The following is a 19,440-nucleotide window of genomic DNA, read 5'->3' as shown; positions in this document are numbered from 1 at the left end:
TCCGCGTCGCCGTCTCGTTGGCGCCGCACCCCGTCGGTGGAGGCGGGTTATAGGGCCCCAATCCGAACCTGTAAACACCTTTTTTCGAGATTTTTGGAGTTTTTCGGCGATTGTTTTTTTCACCCCCGAAACGGTCCGCACAAACCCTTGGCTTTCGGGGGTTTCACGTAGAAACCGGATATGTGCATAGCTCGACCCACATCGGCGCATAACACGGAAAACCATGGGGAAAACGGGCTATGAGTCAGTGATTACAATATGGAGTCCAATGACTTCGCAGCAAAAACGAAAAGGGAAACGTTCAAATCGCAACAAGATTTTCGCTTTTTCACACAATCCAAGTCGCGTAAGAGAATCCCATTGATGATCTTGCAACGCCAACACAACCGATGGATCCATCCATCAGCCGTTTTCCGTGTTGCTGCCCACCCATATCATAAGGCCAACATCCGTGATCGAGATCCCGCACATTGTCGCCCATCGCGGCGCTTCGATTGAAGCCCCGGAAAACACCATTGCCGCCTTTCGGGTTGCCGGCGCCCGCGGCGCCAAATGGATTGAATGTGATGTCACGCTAAGCGCGGATAACAAATGCGTTCTAATTCATGACGACACACTTGAGCGCACAACCAACGGAACCGGCCCGATTCACCAAAGTGATTTTGAGACCCTGCGCGGCCTCGATGCTGGCGGCTGGTTTTCAGACATATATAAAGGTGAACGTATCCCGACCCTGTCCGATACGCTTGAGACCCTTTACTTCATGGAAATGGGCGCCAACCTTGAAATCAAACCGTCGGGCTGTGATCCGGTGCGGCTCTGTGAAGAAGTCATCAAGGAACTTGGCAGATCAAAGACCGTCCCGCCGATTCTGATTTCAAGCTTTGATGACACCGCTGTTGCCCATATGCGCCAACATATGCCCGACCTGCCATGTGGCTGGCTGCTTGAAACCCTGCCGGAAAACTGGAAGGCGGAATATGAGCGTCTTGGCGCTTCTGCCATCCATATCGATCACAAGGCGCTGACACCGGTTGTTGCTGCCGAGATTGTCGATGCCGGTGTGCCGTTGGTTTGTTATACCATTAATGATGTCGAACGCGCCAAGGAGCTGTTTTCCTGGGGAGCTACATCTGTCATTACCGATGATCCGGCCAAATTGCTGATGGCAATCCCAAGGCGACCGTTCGCCGCCCACAGATAGACCCCATAAAGGGGCAACACGGCATCAGAACCGGAGCGCCACCACGATCCACGGTTCTGATTGCTAAATAACACGCAGGAAACAGTTCAATGTCAATTGCCCCACAAGATGGTGCCGCGGTTCCACCGCCCCCCATTGATCCGGCGACGTCGCCAACACCGCTTTATCCCGATAACCGGGTAAAGCGCCATCTGAGTGAACTGTTCAGACTGGCGCTGCCGGTCACGATTGCCCGTCTTGGCATGCTGATCATGGCCGTGGTCGATACCATCGTGGTTGGCAATTATGACAGTTCGGCGCTGGCCTATCTGAATATTGCGCATGCACCTTTCACATCGTTGATGGTCACCGGCATCGGGCTTCTGACCGGGGTCATGGTGATGACATCGCATGCCAAGGGCCGTGACAACCTGATGGCCGCCGGTGCGGTTTGGCGTAATGCCATGCCCTATGCCATTCTGGTCAGCATCCTGTTTACCATTCTGACCATGCAATCGCATTGGCTGTTTGTCATTACGGGCCAGCCGACCGAGATCACCGATCATGCCGGTGATCTGGCGGTAATTCTGTCGATCGGCATGCCAGCCGCCCTTATTTACATTACCTGCGCCTTCTTCCTTGAAGGATTGCAGCGCCCGCTACCGGGTATGGTGATGATGATTGTTGCCAACTTCATCAACCTTGTTCTGGATTATGGCCTGGTCTACGGTGCCTTTGGCTTGCCGGAACTGGGCGCAGAAGGTGCGGCCTGGACATCCAGTGTGATCCGCTGGTTCATGGCGCTTAGTCTGCTGGGCTATATCCTGTTGATGAAAAGCCATCATCTTTATGGCATCCGAAATGGCTTTGCCGGTTGGTGGCGTGGATCACGCGATGCCCGTCATCTTGGTTATGCTGCCGGGGCCAGCCAGGGCATGGAAACCGGTGCCTTTGCCGCCATGCAGCTTTTTGCCGGTCGCCTTGGTGTGATTGCCGCTGCGAGTTACGGGATCAGCATGACGCTTTTGGCGTTGATGTTCATGGTCGCGCTTGGTCTGGCTTCTGCAACATCGGTAAGGGTCGGTATCGCCTATGGCCGACGGGATCGGCCGGACATGGCACTTGCCGGGTGGATCGGCCTTCTGACCACGATGTGCGTGATGCTTGCACTTAGCATTCCGCTTTACCTGTTCCCCAATGCGGTTGCGCATCTGTTTACGCAAGACCTTGCGGTAATTGCGACAACAGTTTCGGTTCTGATCCTGATGCCGATCATTTTCCCAACCGATGGCGGGCAGAATGCGGCGATCAGCGCACTTCGCGGGGCCGGGGACAAATGGGCACCGACGATTTTGCATCTGGTGTCTTACATCTTTGTCATGATCCCGGTTGGGTATTACCTGTCTTTCACCCTTGAGATGGGCGTGCCCGGATTGTTCTGGGGCATTGCGATTGCCAGCCTTGTCGCGGTTAGCGGCCTGGCGATCCGGTTTTTGATCGTGTCATCACGTGACATTCCGGAACATCCCGAACAGCTTTAAGCCAAGCCAGATATCGAAACCGAAAAAAGCGCCCCGGATTTCCCGGAGGCGCTTTTTCTTTGGGGTATTGGCCCAGCCATCAGGAACGCGTGGCGTCAAACTGGCGTCGCGGCATCAGAAGATCACAGAACGGCAAGACCAGCGTATCAAACGCCGATGCAGCACGCGGGGCATCAATCCGGATAATGTGTTGTTCGATATCGCGCTGGGTTGCGAACTCGCCCAGCGGAGCCAATTCCGGCAGGGCATCGACAACAGTTGCGTAAAATGCGACCTGATCATCACGTGCCGTCCCGGCCGCCAGATTGCCCAGATGGTTATAAAGCGCCATCGCCAGGAACCAACGGCAGTAGGGCATCAGGCCTTGCAATATCTCGGAGCGTTGTTGTGGCTGCAGATATTGTTGCAGGTCGCTATCGAGCCAAACGGCATTTTGCACCCCGGCAACAAAGGCGTTACGAAGAGCAGGATATTCATCGGTAAAGAACACTTCTGTAAGCCATGAAGACAGATCATCAAGGGCCGAGCGGCGCGATGCCGGTGTGCTGTTCCTTGCAAAATCAAGGGCTGGCATCGGTGGCTTGCCCGACATGGCAAGACTTGCCACTGCCGGATCAACCAATGCATTGGCAAGCCAGGCCTGATGCCAGATCTTCATCGGCCGGAAGTAAGGTTCCTTTTCTGCACCACCTGCTTCAATCCAGCTTTCGATCAGATGCGCGCGCCCCAAAGCAACACCAAGCCGCAAGGCATCTTCAAACCCCATCCCCCCCTTCAGGAAAGGGGCGCCCAGCATGTCTTCAAGCAGGGGCAACATGGTTGCGACATCATCAGAGCGCAGCCCTGCCCCAAGTGGCTGATAGAATGACGCGCCGTCGCTATGACCCAGAATCGCGCGGGCATGCTTGGCAAAATCGCCCCAGAAGACAAGCTTCACCGGCTCGGCGCGCTTGCGCCAGAGCGGACGCGTCAGATGCCAGCTTTCGCATTCGAAATTGGCCATCGGCATGGCGTCGACCAGTCGTGCCAGTGGCTTGGCCACCGCCATTTCCAGATCATCTTCCGATCCAACATGACCGATGGACAGCCGCCAGCCCGGCGCTTCATGCGGATGGCGATCCAGCCACAGCATGGCAAACCCGGTCGCATCGGCCCGACCAGCGGCAGGGGCAACCAGATCAAAAAACAGGGATAGTGCCGCTGGCATTTCCGGAACGCTGTGATCCTCCAGCGCGTCACCGACCGTCCAGGTCTTGACCACCACGTCATCTGCATCCGGACGGTTTTGAAAACGCGGCGGCAGAAAACCGGAATATTCATTTGCTGGGCGGGTAGACTCGGTCATGGCAGCCTCGTGGATGCGAAGGGGCGCAACAATATCGCGTATCGCGCTGCTGATACCCAAGGAAACCGAACAGGTCAATCATGCGGCTCAATCAAGTGGCGGCCAATCCGGCCCCGGTCCACCAAAGACCTTCGGGCCGATCAGGCCCGCGTCAAACCGGCGTGGCCGATGCTGGCTTCGCGGTAGACCGACGGCGGCATAGACAACAAACGCCTGAAATCGCGCGAGAAATGGGCATTGTCGGTGAAACCGCACCAGAAACCGATTTCACCCACTGACAGGTTGGTGCCGTAAAGAAGCCGACAAGCTTCGCGCACCCGAACCAACCGCAACAGGTCAGAGAACCGACTGTTGGCCTGTTGCAAGCGACGCTGCAGGGTGCGGCCAGATGTATCAAGTGCCGCGGCAACTTCATCAATCGTCCAACTGCGCCCGATATCATGCTCAAGCACAGCACACAGCTGCTGCACCACCGGTCGCTGCGCCCCAATCATCGGAGCCGTTCCGGGCATATTGGCCATAAACGGGTACGAAGAAGAGACCTGTTCGAAGCTGCCCCAGTTGATCCGGAATCGCAAACCGCGCCCGGCAAAGGCAAGTTTGTCACTGACGCGCCCCTTGCGCATGACACGCACCGCAGAACCGTGGCTTGGCAGGATAGTGGCGTCAATGTCTTCGGCCCCGGCAGCTTCAAGCAAGCCGATCAGGAACCCAAGCAACAGCAGGTTTTCCACCCGTGCGGGCGGTTGACCACGGACCACACCACGATGAATGTTCATCGATTTTCCGGTCACGGCAGACGCGCTGCGCGCGCGGGCATGAGAATACCCTTCAAGACGGCGCCAGCGATCCGCAATCACCGAAGGAGTGGCCGAATGACGCAACATGGTCAGGATGGGTTCCTGTTCCTTGGCTGCCAGATAACGCCCAAGACGCACAAGGACGGCTGGTCCATTGATCTCTTCAAGGGCCAGCATGATGCTGCGCAGCTTGGCCGAGGTCACAACTGTTCCGGCCGGAACAAGGTCATAGCCCCGCGGCAACCACGCCAGTTGCCGAATCAGGGCAACATGCAAACCAAAAGAAACAAATTCCTGCATTAAAAACGCGCCAAATGGACAAATCTTGGCGCGATCATACAAACTATTGATCCGACTGTCAGTGCCAGATCCAAAATGTCACGAAGCTGTTACATTTACCGGATTTTCGGGGCACTCGGACCTTTCTTCGCAGTCATCCATGCGACGGGGCATTGCCCGAAGGATGCCACCATGTCACTGTTTGAAAGTTCCTTCAGACATTTCCCAGAAATACGGATTGATAACGTGATCAAGGTTCTTTTCGTCTGTACCGGCAATATCTGTCGTTCGCCCACCGCCGATGGTGTCTTTCGCAAACTGGTCCGAGAAGCCGGGCTTGAAAACCATATCAGCGTTGATAGCTGCGGCCTGTCAGCTTATCACGTTGGCGAACAGCCAGACCCGCGATCCAGTGAAATGGCCAAAAGCCGCGGTCTTGATCTCAGCGACATTCGATCACGCAAGATCAGCCCGAATGACTATCTGCAATTTGATTATGTGCTGGCGATGGATCACGGGCATCTGAGCGACATGCGCGCTCAGGCCCCCAACACGCATCAGAATCGTATTGAACTTTTTCTGGATTATCATCCGACATTGGCCGGGCAAAGCGTCCCCGATCCGTATTACGGTGGTCCCAACGGCTTTGTTGATGTGTTTGACATGATCGAGGAAGCCTCAGTCAGGCTCCTGTCTGATATCCGTGAAAAACACGGCATCTAGATCCAGCAAACGTCCGGTTTCACCATGGATAACAATGCACTGGCAGACTTGATCAACCGCCACACAGGGGGCACACTGCAATCCATCTCGCCGCTTTCTGGCGGATGTGTTGGCGATGTCATGCGTGCAAACCTTGATGACGGTCGGCAACTGGTGATCAAACAAAGCGATACCAACGATGGCAACCTTGCCATCGAGGCGGACATGCTGCGTTACTTCAAGGCACATTCGCCGATCACCTGTCCGGAGGTCGTCTATGCGGATGGAAGCTGTCTGGTGATGAACTATATTACCAATGACAATCGCATGGGCCGGTCCGTACAGCTTGACCTGGCAGAGCAACTCGCCGCCCAGCATCAAGTCACATCGGACAGATTCGGATTAGATTTTGACACCGTGATCGGTGGATTACCGCAACCCAACACACCGGAAACAAACTGGATCACCTTTTTTGCCGAACACCGTTTGCGTCACATGGCGCACCATGCGTTCCATGAGGGCAAAATACCAAAAAGCATCGTCGCACGCATTGATCGGTTGATCGACGGTCTTGAACGGTATCTTCCAACAAACAGCGCCGCTTCGCTTCTGCATGGTGATTTATGGGGTGGTAATATCCTGTGTCAGTCGGGCAGGCTGGCTGGTTTGATTGATCCGGCAATCTATTATGGCGATCGCGAAATCGAACTGGCCTTTGGCACATTGTTTGGCGACCTGACACCGGAATTCTTTGGGCGATACAACGAAATACTACCTGTTTCGCCCGGATTCTTTGAAGAACGCCGAAATTTGTATAACCTTTATCCGCTATTGGTTCATGTTCGACTGTTTGGTGGACATTATGTCAGTTCGGTTGACCACATCCTTGCCCAATTTGGTCAATAACGTACGATAACTGCCTAAAGCCCCGTGAGAGAGATACATAATTTAAGGGATGAGAGAGTTGAAAATTCTGATTGGAACCGCTGTTGCGCTCAGCATGGTCGGCAGCATTGCCGCCATTGCCCATGAAGGCGCAACCGGTGTTGTCAAGGAACGCATGGAAGGCATGAAGGCCATTGGCCAACAGGTCAAAATCATGGTCCCGATGATGAAGGGGACATTGCCCTACGACCCGAACCAGGTCGCGAAAGCCGCGACAATTATCGAAGGTCATTCAGGCGAAACCTTTACCGCCCTTTTCCCGGAAGGCAGTAATGACAAGCCGTCTGAAGCACTTTCGGACATCTGGGAAGACTGGTCAAAATTCACGGATCTGGCAAATGAACTGAATGCCAAGGCCGGCGATCTTAAAACAGTCGCAGTTTCCGGTGGATCAGAAGACGATTTCAAGGCAACACTTGGTTCGATGATGCAGACCTGCAAATCCTGCCATAGCGATTTCAAGGAATAACGCGCAACCGCAGCAAGCGCCTGATGTAAATGAAAAGGCCGCAGCATGTATCGTGCTGCGGCCTTTTTTTGTTTTCGGGTCGTCCGAGTTGGTTTAGCGGCCGATCATGGCAAAGAATTCACGACGCGTGATCGGATCATCGCGGAATGCGCCAAGCATCCGGCTGGTCACCATCGAAACACCGGTCTTGTGCACACCACGTGTGCTCATGCACTGATGATTGGCATCAATCACAACAGCCACGCCCAGCGGGTCGAGTTCTTCCTGAATGGTGTTGGCAACCTGTGCGGTCATCTTTTCCTGAATCTGCAGGCGCTTGGCATAGACCTCGACAACGCGGGCCAGCTTGGAAATGCCAACAACACGGCGGCGCGGCAGATAGGCGACATGCGCCACACCAATGATCGGCACCATGTGATGTTCGCAATAGGATTCGACGCGAATGTCGCGCAATACGACCATTTCGTCATAGCCGTCGGTTTCTTCGAATGTCCGACGCAGAATCTCGGCCGGGTCCTGCTGATAGCCAGCAAAGAATTCACCATAAGACCGTGCCACACGGTCAGGCGTTCCGCGCAAGCCTTCGCGGTCGGGATCATCCCCGGCCCAACGCAGAAGTGTCCGAACCGCTTCTTCTGCTTCTTCGCGTGTCGGACGCTTCACCGGGTTATGTTCGCTGCACATACCAAATCCTTTGTCATTTTATTACAGGATTGAACCTGCCTTGGTGGGGCTCAGGGCCCGCGCTACCTGATACTGTTTTTTGATGCAATCAGTTCACAGTGTGTTGCCCATGCGGACTGTCCAGCGAAAAGGCCGGAATCGCAATATCAAAATGATTGCCGTCCATATCCGTCATTTCGAAAGTGCCCACCATGAAGCCGCTTGGTGTGGTCAGTGGCGCGCCACTTGTGTAGTTGAAACTTTCGCCACATGCCAAAACAGGCTGTTCACCAACCACGCCCGGGCCTTTTACTTCCTGGGTTTCACCGCGCGAATCTGTAATCCGCCAGTGCCGATTCAACAATTGAACGGTCTTCGAGCCAAGGTTCTCAATCTCGATACGATAGGCCCAAATATAGCGATGGGTTTCCGGATCTGATTCGTCCTCAAGGAACATCGGGTTTACCGACACCTTGATATCGTGGGTTACGGTCGAATACATGCATGTCTCCGGGCCAAGTGTGTTCAAGTCAATTTGCATCAGCCAAGAATGCGATAGATGGACCTTGTATGTAGACAATCCATCCCGAAAGTGCCAGCCGCCAGTTAAAACAAAACGGGGCCTATCGCGGGGCAGATACGAAAGGGCCCGCACAATGTACGGGCCGGATCGATGTCGGGATTACTGTTGTCCGAACCTTTTAAACGGCAAGGGCAGCCAACAGGTCTTCCTTGAGGTCATCAATATCTTCCAGACCGACAGATAAACGCAGCATGCCTTCGGTAATGCCCATCGCGACCTTGTCCTCGGCTGGTACACGCTGGTGGGTCGTGGTCCAGGGATGGGTTGCCAGACTTTTTGCATCACCAAGGTTGTTGGAAATATCAATGAGCTTGAGGTTATCAAGCAGCGAAAACGCCGCTGCCTTGCCCCCGGAAAGCTCAATTGCGATCAATCCACCACCACGGCCAGACATCTGGCGCATTGCCAATTCATGCTGCGGGTGACTTTTCAGTCCCGGATACAGAACGCGTGACACCTGTGGCTGTTCCGTCAGAAATTCCGCCAGTGCTGTCGCATTACGAATATGTTGATCGACGCGAAGGCTCAGGGTCTCCAGACCCTTGAGCAACACCCATGCGTTGAACGGGCTCATGCTTGGCCCGGTATGACGCAGGAAGGTGGTCAGGTGGTCGTCGTGCCATTCCTTGTCATTAAACAGGATCGCCCCGCCAAGGCAGCGGCCCTGGCCATCAATATGCTTGGTCGCGGAATAAACGACGATATCGGCACCCAGCTCCATCGGCTTTTGGAGGATCGGTGTGGCAAAGACGTTATCAACAACAACCCTGGCACCGGCCTTATGGGCCAGTTCGGCAATAAACGGGATATCGAGCACCTCAAGCGTCGGGTTCGACGGCGTTTCAAGAAAAACCGCATCTGCCGGTTTGGAAAGCGCCTTTTCCCATGCCGCTTTGTCCGTGCCATCGACCAGTTCGGTTTCAACACCAAAACGCGGCAAAAGGGTTGTAAGAATGAATTCGCATGAACCAAAAAGCGCGCGCGACCCAACCACGCGACCACCTGCCTTTGTGCTTGCAGCCAGGGCATTCCAGACAGCCGACATGCCCGATGCCGTCGCACGGCAATATTGCGCACCTTCAATCAGGGCAAGGCGCTCTTCAAACATGCCAACGGTCGGATTGGCGAAACGGGAATAAACAAAACGTTCCGGACCACTGCCATCAAAGGAGGCCTCTGCCTCGGCAGCGGTATCATACACATAGCCGGAATTCATGAAGATGGCTTCGGAGGTCTCGCAAAAGCCGCTGCGCGCTGTGCCACCACGGACAGAGCGGGTCGCTGCGCGCCAGTTATCGGAAGCCTTTTTTTCGGTCGTCATCGTCTTGCTCCTACATGCCCGAAGTGATGCGGTCCGGACACAAAAAAACCCTGACCGGCGTGAATGGGTCAGGGCCGAAGCCAGATCACCCCTCTTTAGCGATTTTTTACGTGGCCGCAAGCCGGTCGACAAATCCCACGATGCGCAGACGATACGTCCAGTTTTTCCCTACGTCAAGCGCCACTCCCTCAGGATTTTTGCGCATATGCACGCCCTGATGCGCGTCGCATTCCACAAATTCTCCTCACGGAATGGTGAAAGCAGTTCATGAGCAAGTTTTGAAATTTCTCTCTAATGTTGGATCAAATAATGCGATCCTGTTGTTTGGGATTTGCATATCGTGCCAAATGATCGACTTGCAAGAGCCTGAAATCAATGACCAAAACCAGTTCAATGGTGTCACACGTGTCCGATAAGAAACCAGATAACCAATCGGAAATCACAATCCCGTCAAAGCCGCTCTGGCGCAAGCTTATGCCTGTGATGATCTTGATTGGCGGATTGGTTCTTGCCTGGTCGGCTGGTGTTCTGGATTTGCTGTCGTTTGAAACGCTGCGCGAAAATCGCGATCTGTTGCAGGATTTTGTTACCAATAACCCGGTATCCAGCGTTCTGGTCTTTATGGGGCTTTATGTCGTTTCCGTTGCCCTGTCCTTGCCCATCGGTTCGGTGCTGACGATCACCGGCGGTTTTCTGTTCGGGTCTTTCCTTGCCACATCCTATGTTGTGGTCGCTGCAACCATTGGTGCAACGGTCGTTTATCTTGCCGCCCGATATGCCTTTTATGATCTGATGCGTGCCAAGGCCGGAAATGCTGTGCGCAAGATGGAGGAAGGCTTTGCTGAAAACGCCTTTAGCTACCTGATGGTCTTGCGCCTGATTCCGATCTTTCCGTTCTGGCTGGTCAATCTTGTGCCCGCGCTTCTTGGCGTCAAATTGCGCTCATTTGTATTCGGCACCATGATCGGCATCATTCCGGGGACTTTTGTATATGCCTCGATCGGCGATGGTTTGGGGGCCTTATTTGATCAGGGCAAGACACCCGATCTTGGGATCATTTTCGAACCCCGTATTCTGACCCCGATTGTCGGACTGGCGGTACTGGCACTGCTGCCCGTCGCCTATAAGAAACTACGCCAACGAAAAACCGGGGCGAACCGCCATGAATAAGGTCATCCATACCGATATTTGCGTGATCGGCGCGGGCTCAGGCGGTCTGTCAGTTGCCGCCGGTGCGGTTCAGATGGGCGCAAAAGTTGTCCTGATTGAAAAGGGCAAGATGGGCGGTGACTGCCTGAATACCGGGTGCGTTCCATCCAAGGCCCTGTTGGCGGCCGGTCACGCGGCGGAAAATGCACGTAGTGCTTCACGATTTGGCGTATCGACCGGGCCGGTGGAGATCGACTTTGGCCGGGCAATCGACCACGTTCATTCCGTCATTTCCGGCATTGCTCCCCATGACTCCGTCGAGCGGTTTGAAGAACTGGGATGCACCGTCATTCAGGCAGAGGCCCGCTTTACCGGTCCCGCCGAAGTCGTGGCAGGTGAAACGACAATCAAGGCCAAACGGTTTGTCATCGCCACCGGTTCTCGGGCTGCTGTGCCGCCAATCCCGGGACTTGAAAGCGTATGTTACCTTACCAACGAAACCATTTTTGAAAACCGTGTCCGCCCTGACCACCTGATTATCATTGGTGGCGGTCCCATCGGGCTGGAAATGGCCCAGGCCCACCATCAACTGGGCGCGAAGGTCACGGTAATCGAAATGGGCACCATCCTGCCCAAGGACGACCCCGATCTGGTGGCTGTGGTCCGCGACCGCATCAAGGCCGATGGCATCAGCCTGTACGAACATGCCAAAACCAAGGAATTCCTTGAGGTAAACGACCAAATCAGGGCCGTAATCGAACACGAAGGCATCGAAATCACCCTTGAAGGCAGTCACCTGTTGCTGGCCGCCGGGCGCAAACCGAACGTTGAGAATCTCGGCCTGAAGGACGCCGGTATTGATCGCAGCGAACAGGGTATTTCAGTCGATGCGCGTTTACGCACATCAAACCACAAGGTATTTGCCATCGGCGATGTGACAGGTGGCCTGCAATTCACCCATATGGCGGGTTATGACGCGGGCATTGTGATCCGCAATGCGCTTTTCCGTCTTCCGGCCAAGGTTGATCACAGTGCCGTGCCATGGGTGACCTATACCAACCCGGAACTGGCACAGGTTGGCCTGACGGAAATGGCCGCCCGCAAAAAGTTTGGCGATGACATTCGCGTTGTGACCTGGGATTACGCAGAAAACGACCGCGCACGCGCAGAGGCCGACACCACAGGCTTCATCAAGGTTACTACCACGCGCAAGGGCCGAATTTTGGGGGCTGCCATCGTCGGACGACAAGCGGGGGAGCTCATTGGTGTCTGGTCGCTTGCGATCAGCAAGAAAATGAAGATCGGGGCCATCGCAGGCATGATCGCGCCTTATCCAACCCTTGGTGAAATTTCCAAACGCGTCGCCGGGGCGTGGTACACGCCAAGCCTGTTTGGCGAGAAAACCCGCAAGCTGGTCCGCTTTCTGCTTAAATTCGCCTAACCGGGTTCCTGGCCATCGCCCCTGAAAACAAACGTCTGTATCGCTGTACTTTCTTTGACTTCCTGGCCTAAGATTCAATTATGAACAATCGGCAGCTGAAATTGCCCCCTTGGGCCAAATCCCTCTCCGCACGCCTGTTGGTGCTGACGGTCAGCTTTGTCATGCTGGCAGAGGTATTTGTTTTCGCCCCCTCGGTTGCGCGCTTTCGGATTGATTGGCTAAAGGCCCATCTTGATTCCGGTTATCTCGCAGCCCTTGCGCTTGAAGCCACCCCGGATCAGATGATCCCCGATGACCTCGAACGCGAACTTCTGTCGAATGCCGGGATTGAGGCGGTCATTCTGCGACGTGAAGACCGCAAATTGCTTTTGCAGCGTGACGATATGCCCGCCAAGGTCGACAAGGATATCCAACTGACGGATTTCTCGATCCCGATGGCCTTGATGGAGGGGTTATCAACGCTAAGCCAGACCGAAAACCGGGTGCTGCGCGTGGTTGGGATGCCATCCATGGCACCGGATTTCGAGATAGAAGTCCTTGTCCACGAAGATCGTCTGACCGAGGCCATGCGCAATTTCGGCTGGCGGGTGTTTGGCCTGTCACTGATGATTTCGTTCTTTACGGCCGGCCTTGTCTATTTCGCCCTTAACCGCTTGCTGGTGCGGCCAATGCGCACGCTCACCCACGACATGATCCGCTTTCGCGAAGACCCGCAAGACAAGGCATCGCTCATCACGCCGGGCGACCGCGATGACGAAATTGGCGTCGCCCGGCAAGAACTGGCGATTATGCAACAAGACCTTCAGGCGATGCTCAATCAGCGCCGCAGGCTTGCAGCACTTGGCACGGCAGCAACCAAGATCAGCCACGATCTGCGCAATGCGCTGGCGACGTCCATGTTGATGACCGAACAGCTTGCCAAAAGCGAAGATAACGAAGTCCGGGCTGTTGTGCCGCGCCTGTTATCATCAATGGAACGCGCGGTTTATATCAGTGAACAAACCCTGTCATTTGCGCGCGAAACGCCACCGCCGCGCGATCTTGCAACCTTCACACTCATTGAGCTGATCGAGGAAATCCGCGATCAGATCTTGCTGCAAAAATCCGAAACGCTGCTTGATGGCACAATGGCCAAAGCAGATGACGATGAAAAAAATTGCCCGGCCCGCATCGAAATAGACCTTCCCGATGATGTTACGCTTGAGGCCGACTATGACATGCTGTTTCGCGCCTTTAGCAACCTGATGCGCAATCCGCTCGAAGCGGGAGCCAATCTGGTGCGCATCACGCATAAAATCCGAAAAGATGCGTCAAACGGCGACGAATCGGACAAGGCCCGCAGTTTCATTGACGTAATCATTGCCGATAACGGCCCGGGACTGCCCGAAAAGGCGATCAAAAACCTGTTCGTACCCTTTGCCGGAAGCGGACGCCAGGGCGGCACCGGACTTGGTCTTGCCATCGCACGTGAACTGATCAGCACCCATAACGGGGAACTTCGCCTCACTGCAACAGGGCCGGATGGTGCTGTTTTCACCGTCAAATTGCCGATTGGCAGCTGATATCACCGCAATGCACCATCATGGCGCACCCTGTTAATCGATTTTATCTATCGATTTTTATTTCATATTCGATTTTATCTTTTGAACAGTATTTGCGACCTTTGGGTATGGCGATGCCGGGCCCGATCCCGATCCCCGATCCGCTCCTGACCCAGGGTTCGGTATCGCCAAACTCACTTGAGCGTGCACGGTATTCTTTTTGAAGCCTTCCTATCCCCTGTTGCACCCTCCCTTGACGTCGGCACCTCAAGTGAAACTGCAGGTCTACGACCCCATAATCCTTGCCGGATTATCATCTGGGGATCTGAAATGATCCCCGCCCTCAAAACCCCTTGTCCAGATACGGGCAAGGGGTGTTTTTTTGGGCCCGCTCAGACAGGGCGTACAAATGACGCACGTATGTCGTCAATCTGCTGGCGCAAAAAGCAGCCTTGCGCATGATCATTGATCAACCCCATCGCCTGCATAAAGGCAAACACCGTGGTCGGCCCGACGAACTTCCAGCCCCGTTTCTTGAGGTCCTTGGAAAGGGCAACAGATGTCGGCGACGTTGACATCGACTGTGGTGGGTCAACTTCATCCGATTTTGGTTCAAACCGCCAGAAATAGGCGGCAAGCGATCCTTCCTGCGCAACCATCTCACAGGCCCGTTTGGCATTGTTGATGGATGCCTCGATCTTGCCGCGATGGCGAATGATGCCCGCATTTCCGAGCAAACGTTCAACATCTGCATCATCAAACTGGGCAACCTTGTGAAAATCGAAACCGGCAAAGGCTTCGCGGAAATTCTCGCGCTTGCTCAGGATTGTGCGCCAGCTTAACCCCGACTGAAATCCTTCAAGACAGATTTTCTCAAACAGCCGGATGTCATCGACAACCGGAAAGCCCCATTCCGTATCGTGATAAGCGTTAAATTCAGGGGCGGCATCACACCACGCGCACCGGCATTTCCCGTCCGACCCGATTGTTGTTTTGCTCATTGCTTACCCCATCAGGAAATCAAGACGTTGATCAGCACGCGCCGGCGAGATTTCCAGAATTTCGGCCGTCACGATGTCTTCTGCAACGAACGGATCTTCATTCACGCGCGCTTCAATCTCCTCGCGCGAAACACCGTGGGCCAGAACCGCACCGCCCATATTGGGCTGCAGGCTGCCGACCATCAAAAACACGCCATCATCAAAGCCCTGTTTGATCCATGCCTTGTGCGCGTCCATGAATTCAGGTGCCTTTGCGCGGTTTTCGGCAAATTTCAGAAAGATCGCAAACATGGTTTACTCCCCTGTTGGATGATTGCTGTTGGTAAGGTCAGCGATTTGCACGTCAAGCCAGTCACACATCAGTTCGACCTCATGGCGCAGGAAACGGTCATCATCAAACGCATTGGCAAGGGTCGCGACACCCTGACTTCGACCAAGAATATGCATGGCCAATTCATCGGATTTGTCGCCAAAACCCAACCGCTCGAACTGACGGCGCAGCCAACTGCGAAACAGGGTAAACAGCGCCGCCGCATCGCTTTTGGCCGCGTGGTTTAGTTTCGCCAGTTCTGACGACAATGTGCCGACAGGGCAGCCAAATTTCCGGATTTTCTCGCCATTGACGATCAGGATATGGATGAAGCTTCGAATGCGTTCTGCCGGGTCTGAACCGGCAATTTCCCATCGATCAAGCATTTGCTCGGTATTCGCAAGACGGCGGTTGATGACCCCATCAAGAATGTCATCCTTGGTTTTGAAGTGATGATAGAAATTGCCACGCGATATGCCGACAGTCCTTGCGATATCCGCAAATGACGTTGCCTCGAACCCATGCTGATAAAACAGCAAGTCCGCAGCCTCGACAATCCGTTCTCGTGTTTCTGTTGCCATTTTCGAACACATCCACCCGGCTGACCCAACTTAGGACGATTGTCCTAACTCTGAAAATAGGACAATCGTCCTAGTTCGTCAACAGGATGAAAAAGCCCCTGCAAGCGGGGCTTGCAGGGGCCAAACAATTCTTGCCAGATAATCAGGGTTCGATCAGTCGCGCCAGAAAGCCGGGAACAGCAGAACCAGCACGGTAAAGACTTCAAGACGGCCGATCAGCATACCAATGGACATCAGCCATTTTGCGCCATCCGGCAGGGTCGCAAAGTTGCCCGATGGGCCAACAATCGGTCCCAGTCCCGGCCCGACATTGGCAATCGCTGTCCCGGCACTCGAAACCGCGGTGATGAAATCCAGGCCCATCGCGCCAAGTGCTGCGGCCAGAACGACAAAGCAGAACACAAACAGGAAGAAGAAGCTCAGAACCGATTCCGTGACATCTTCCGACAGCGGTTTGCGGTTGTAATAGGCAATGAACACGCCGTGCGGGCGCAGCATGTGCGAAAGCTGGATCTTGGCGATTTCATATAGAACCTGCAGTCGGAAGATCTTTACCCCGCAGGTCGTCGACCCTGCACACCCGCCAATAAACATCACAAAGAAGAACACCGTCACCGCAAACGGGCCCCAAAGCCCGTAATCAGTGGTGGCATAGCCCGTGCCGGTCATGACTGACATGATGTTAAACGACGTGTAGCGAAGGGCGTAAAGGAAGTCCACGCCATTGGTTTCCGAATGCCAAACTGCCAGACCGACAATGATCGTTACGGCGATTGTAATAAACCAGCGCACCTGACTGTCACGAAACAGCGGTTTGCCCTGCCCGCGCAGCATTTGAAGATACAGGATGAATGGCAGGGCCCCGGTCGCCATTCCGAGCGTAATGATGATGTCGATTGTCGCACTGTCGTAATGCCCGATCGACGCATCCTTGGTTGAAAACCCGCCGGTCGCGATAGTTGTCATTGCATGGGCAATCGCATCAAAGGGCGTCATGCCCGCAGACCACAACATGATCGCCCAAAATGCCGTGAAACTCACATACAGCACCGCAATCCCCATCGCGATCTGGGTTGCACGCGGAAAGGCCTTGTCGGACTTGTCCGAGTTTTCCATGCGGAAAAGCTGCATACCACCAACGCGCAGCATCGGCATAACGGCAATTGCCATCACAATAATCCCGATCCCGCCAAGCCACTGCAGAAGCGCACGCCAAAGCAGGATCCCCTGCGGGGCCGAATCAAGCCCGACAATCACGGTCGATCCCGTGGTGGAAATACCCGACATCGCTTCGAAAAATGCGTCGGTATAGGACATATCAAGATCGGAAAACGCAAACGGCAGCGCCGACGCCGCGGTCAGAACCAACCAACTCAGCGTGGTCAGGATAAAGGCCTGCCGGGAGTTGATCTTTAGATTGTCCATCCGGTTCATCATGATCAGTGCCCCGCCAATAAACAGCGAGACGAAAGACGCTGCCGAGAACACGATCCAGTCGCTTTGTCCGTAATACAGGTCAACAAGCGCCGGGATGAACATGCCAATCGACAACGTACAAAGCAGAATGCCTACGATGAAAAGAATGGGACGGAAATCGATCAATGAAGCGCCTCTTGGCAAATACGCCGCAAAATCCCCCCGGAACAACGGCGCATGATGCGTTTGATGTTTTGTCTAGGAGTGCACTACATAGCCGAAAACTCGGTCTGCATGTACCCCATTCATCACAAGCTGCGAATTCTTGGCACATGACACCACAATGTCCAGCCCTTTTCGGTCGCCAGAAGCAAGCCGACCGTCTCGACCAAACAGGGTTTTTAAACTTGCGCCAGTGCCTTTGGCCACACGTCACGGATCAATCCGATGCTTGGCACCAAGCTCTCTGCTTTGTCAGAAAACGGCATTTCCCGCGACCGATTGAACAAGGATTCCCGTGATTTCCGAGGGCTGCTTTCAACATTAGAATCACTATAAATTAACCAGCGGTTTCTTATGGCCCTTGCAACCTCACCCCGCCGGAAACATACGAAAGTTGCTTTGATTTGTGTCGTGCAACGGGACCGACTTTCCCCTAAATTGGGCGGATCAAAAACGATGAGCACAATCATCGCCATTTACCTAATGACTGTCTTTTGGGGGACTTTCCGTGCGAGGAAAGAAACTATACTTCGCGATCATTCTGTGTCTTTTGCTCGCCGTCGGCTTCCTGACCACGAGCTTTGTCAGCTTCTACGTCGCGCGGGATTCTCTGGAAGAACAAATCTCTGAAAGCACGCTGCCGCTTACGAGTGACAACATCTATTCGGAAATTCAGCGCGATCTGCTTCAGCCGATCTTCATTTCCTCGCTGATGGCGCATGACACCTTCTTTCGCGACTGGGTCATTTCCGGCGAGAAGGATCATGAACAGATCACCAAATATCTCGGCGAAATCCAGTCACGTTTCGGTACGATCACGTCCTATTTTATTTCAGAAGAAACGCGCAATTACTATCACCCGACCGGCGTGATCAAACAGATCAGCGAAGAAGACCCGGCAGATGACTGGTACTTCAGCGCACGTGACAGCAAGCAACCCTACGAGATCAATATAGATGATGACACGGTTGATCGGTCGCGCCTGTCGATCTTTGTCAATTATCAGGTGCGTGATTACAACGGCAATGTCATCGGCATTACGGGTGTGGGGCTTTCGGTCAGTTCGGTTACCAACCTGATCGAGACCTATCAGGCGCGCTATGGACGAACGATCTATTTCATCGATACCGAAGGCCACGTCACCCTGCGCGGTAGTGGCTTTGGGGATGCGCACAGCATTCAGGAACGGCTTGGCATGCGCAATCAGGCGACCAAAATCCTGACCGCGCCGGGCACCTCGATCAGCTATCAGGATGATGGACACACCTATTTCGTAAACAGCCGTCTGGTGCCGGAATTCGGCTGGCTGCTGATTGTCGAACAAAGCGACTATTCATCCGATGCGCGCCTGCAGAACACCTTGTTCATCAATATTGCGATCTCGCTTCTGATCACGGTGATCGTTGGTCTGGTCGCTTTCCTGACCGTGCGCAACTATCAAAAACGGCTCGAAGAACTGGCATCGCGTGACAAACTGACCGGCACCTTTAACCGCCAGGTCTTTGACATGATCTTTGAACAGGCAGTCCAGAACGCGAAACGCCAGAAAACGCCCCTGTCAGTGATGTGTTTTGACGTTGATGGCTTTAAGGATATCAATGACGGCTATGGTCATCCGGGTGGCGATGCGGCCCTGCGTGAAGTTCTGACAACGGTGCGTCAAAACGTTCGGGAAACAGATGTGATCTGTCGCTGGGGCGGTGATGAATTTGTCATCCTGTTCCCAAGTACAGAACGCAAGGAAGCAATGACCAAGGCACGCGATCTTGCCGATCAGATCCGCAATGCCCCGGTTCGCTTTGGGCGCGATCACATTCCGGTCACGATCAGTGCCGGCATCACCGAGTATCGCGACGGTGAAGATCTCGACACCCTTATGGCGCGTGTTGATAACGCGCTTTATACCGCCAAGGCATCCGGACGCGACCATATCTCGCTCTCCTGACAC

The 19,440-nt window shown here is 54.2% G+C and carries 18 protein-coding genes and 1 riboswitch; of the genes, 9 read left to right on the top strand and 9 right to left on the bottom strand.

Going from position 1 to position 19,440, the window contains the following annotated elements; all coding sequences use genetic code 11:
* The first annotated feature begins 451 nt into the window (after positions 1–451).
* Entirely contained in the window at positions 452–1,204 is a 753-nt protein-coding gene (locus AUQ43_RS00705) for a glycerophosphodiester phosphodiesterase family protein (protein WP_062953699.1), read from the top strand.
* Between the two features lie 89 nt (positions 1,205–1,293).
* Positions 1,294–2,724, top strand: coding sequence for an MATE family efflux transporter (locus AUQ43_RS00700; protein ID WP_062953698.1), 1,431 nt, complete (start codon positions 1,294–1,296; stop codon positions 2,722–2,724).
* A 79-nt stretch (positions 2,725–2,803) separates the two neighbouring features.
* Here AUQ43_RS00700 and AUQ43_RS00695 read toward each other — a convergent pair whose 3' ends face one another.
* Together AUQ43_RS00695 and AUQ43_RS00690 are read right to left on the bottom strand one after the other, a co-directional pair.
* Positions 2,804–4,069: a hypothetical protein gene (locus AUQ43_RS00695; protein WP_062953728.1), complete on the bottom strand. Its 1,266-nt coding sequence runs from the start codon at positions 4,067–4,069 to the stop codon at positions 2,804–2,806.
* Between the two features lie 140 nt (positions 4,070–4,209).
* Positions 4,210–5,169, bottom strand: a complete 960-nt coding sequence (locus tag AUQ43_RS00690; protein WP_062953697.1) for a helix-turn-helix transcriptional regulator — start codon at positions 5,167–5,169, stop codon at positions 4,210–4,212.
* Positions 5,170–5,340: 171 nt separating this feature from the next.
* Here AUQ43_RS00690 and AUQ43_RS00685 point away from each other — a divergent pair, with 171 nt between their 5' ends.
* Genes AUQ43_RS00685 through AUQ43_RS00675 form a run of 3 tightly spaced genes read left to right on the top strand, consistent with a single transcriptional unit; the run spans position 5,341 to position 7,264 of the window.
* The gene (locus AUQ43_RS00685; RefSeq protein ID WP_232310546.1) at positions 5,341–5,871 is read left to right on the top strand and encodes a low molecular weight protein-tyrosine-phosphatase; all 531 of its coding nucleotides are present in this window, start codon (positions 5,341–5,343) and stop codon (positions 5,869–5,871) included.
* A 24-nt stretch (positions 5,872–5,895) separates the two neighbouring features.
* Complete coding sequence (locus AUQ43_RS00680; protein WP_062953696.1) at positions 5,896–6,756, top strand: fructosamine kinase family protein; 861 nt, start codon at positions 5,896–5,898, stop codon at positions 6,754–6,756.
* Between the two features lie 58 nt (positions 6,757–6,814).
* Entirely contained in the window at positions 6,815–7,264 is a 450-nt protein-coding gene (locus AUQ43_RS00675) for a cytochrome c (RefSeq protein ID WP_062953695.1), read from the top strand.
* Positions 7,265–7,357: 93 nt separating this feature from the next.
* Here the strand turns inward: AUQ43_RS00675 and folE are convergent, their stop codons facing one another.
* The 3 genes from folE to metZ form a co-directional block, all read right to left on the bottom strand.
* The gene (gene folE / locus AUQ43_RS00670) at positions 7,358–7,948 is read right to left on the bottom strand and encodes a GTP cyclohydrolase I FolE (RefSeq protein ID WP_008889129.1); all 591 of its coding nucleotides are present in this window, start codon (positions 7,946–7,948) and stop codon (positions 7,358–7,360) included.
* A gap of 88 nt (positions 7,949–8,036) precedes the next feature.
* The gene (apaG, locus tag AUQ43_RS00665) at positions 8,037–8,429 is read right to left on the bottom strand and encodes a Co2+/Mg2+ efflux protein ApaG (RefSeq protein ID WP_062953726.1); all 393 of its coding nucleotides are present in this window, start codon (positions 8,427–8,429) and stop codon (positions 8,037–8,039) included.
* 199 nt (positions 8,430–8,628) lie between these two features.
* Positions 8,629–9,831, bottom strand: coding sequence for an O-succinylhomoserine sulfhydrylase (gene metZ, locus AUQ43_RS00660; protein WP_062953694.1), 1,203 nt, complete (start codon positions 9,829–9,831; stop codon positions 8,629–8,631).
* A gap of 74 nt (positions 9,832–9,905) precedes the next feature.
* Positions 9,906–9,980, bottom strand: a riboswitch (SAM riboswitch).
* Between the two features lie 226 nt (positions 9,981–10,206).
* Between metZ and AUQ43_RS00655 the strand changes: the two genes are divergently transcribed.
* The 3 genes from AUQ43_RS00655 to AUQ43_RS00645 all read left to right on the top strand — a co-directional run bounded on the left by AUQ43_RS00655 (position 10,207) and on the right by AUQ43_RS00645 (position 13,983).
* Entirely contained in the window at positions 10,207–11,001 is a 795-nt protein-coding gene (locus AUQ43_RS00655) for a TVP38/TMEM64 family protein (protein ID WP_062953693.1), read from the top strand.
* On the top strand, positions 10,994–12,421 hold the full coding sequence (locus tag AUQ43_RS00650; RefSeq protein WP_062953692.1) for an NAD(P)/FAD-dependent oxidoreductase: 1,428 nt from the start codon (positions 10,994–10,996) through the stop codon (positions 12,419–12,421). Before AUQ43_RS00655 ends, AUQ43_RS00650 begins: the two co-directional genes overlap by 8 nt.
* A gap of 80 nt (positions 12,422–12,501) precedes the next feature.
* Complete coding sequence (locus AUQ43_RS00645) at positions 12,502–13,983, top strand: ATP-binding protein (protein ID WP_062953691.1); 1,482 nt, start codon at positions 12,502–12,504, stop codon at positions 13,981–13,983.
* 371 nt (positions 13,984–14,354) lie between these two features.
* Here AUQ43_RS00645 and AUQ43_RS00640 read toward each other — a convergent pair whose 3' ends face one another.
* From AUQ43_RS00640 to AUQ43_RS00625, 4 genes are all read right to left on the bottom strand, one after another.
* On the bottom strand, positions 14,355–14,963 hold the full coding sequence (locus tag AUQ43_RS00640; RefSeq protein WP_062953690.1) for a DNA-3-methyladenine glycosylase I: 609 nt from the start codon (positions 14,961–14,963) through the stop codon (positions 14,355–14,357).
* A gap of 3 nt (positions 14,964–14,966) precedes the next feature.
* On the bottom strand, positions 14,967–15,254 hold the full coding sequence (locus tag AUQ43_RS00635) for a YciI family protein (protein WP_062953689.1): 288 nt from the start codon (positions 15,252–15,254) through the stop codon (positions 14,967–14,969).
* 3 nt (positions 15,255–15,257) lie between these two features.
* The gene (locus tag AUQ43_RS00630) at positions 15,258–15,854 is read right to left on the bottom strand and encodes a TetR/AcrR family transcriptional regulator (protein WP_062953688.1); all 597 of its coding nucleotides are present in this window, start codon (positions 15,852–15,854) and stop codon (positions 15,258–15,260) included.
* Between the two features lie 153 nt (positions 15,855–16,007).
* Positions 16,008–17,456 (bottom strand): TrkH family potassium uptake protein, encoded by a 1,449-nt coding sequence (locus AUQ43_RS00625; protein ID WP_181838540.1) that lies wholly within the window; start codon positions 17,454–17,456, stop codon positions 16,008–16,010.
* Between the two features lie 544 nt (positions 17,457–18,000).
* Between AUQ43_RS00625 and AUQ43_RS00620 the strand changes: the two genes are divergently transcribed.
* Positions 18,001–19,437 carry a sensor domain-containing diguanylate cyclase gene (locus AUQ43_RS00620; protein ID WP_062953687.1) on the top strand — a complete coding sequence of 479 codons (1,437 nt, stop codon included), beginning with the start codon at positions 18,001–18,003 and terminating at the stop codon, positions 19,435–19,437.
* The last annotated feature ends 3 nt before the right edge of the window (positions 19,438–19,440 follow it).

The sequence above is a fragment of the Thalassospira sp. MCCC 1A01148 genome (assembly GCF_001613795.1).
Classification (GTDB): domain Bacteria; phylum Pseudomonadota; class Alphaproteobacteria; order Rhodospirillales; family Thalassospiraceae; genus Thalassospira.
This window is presented reverse-complemented; position numbering and strand designations above follow the sequence as displayed.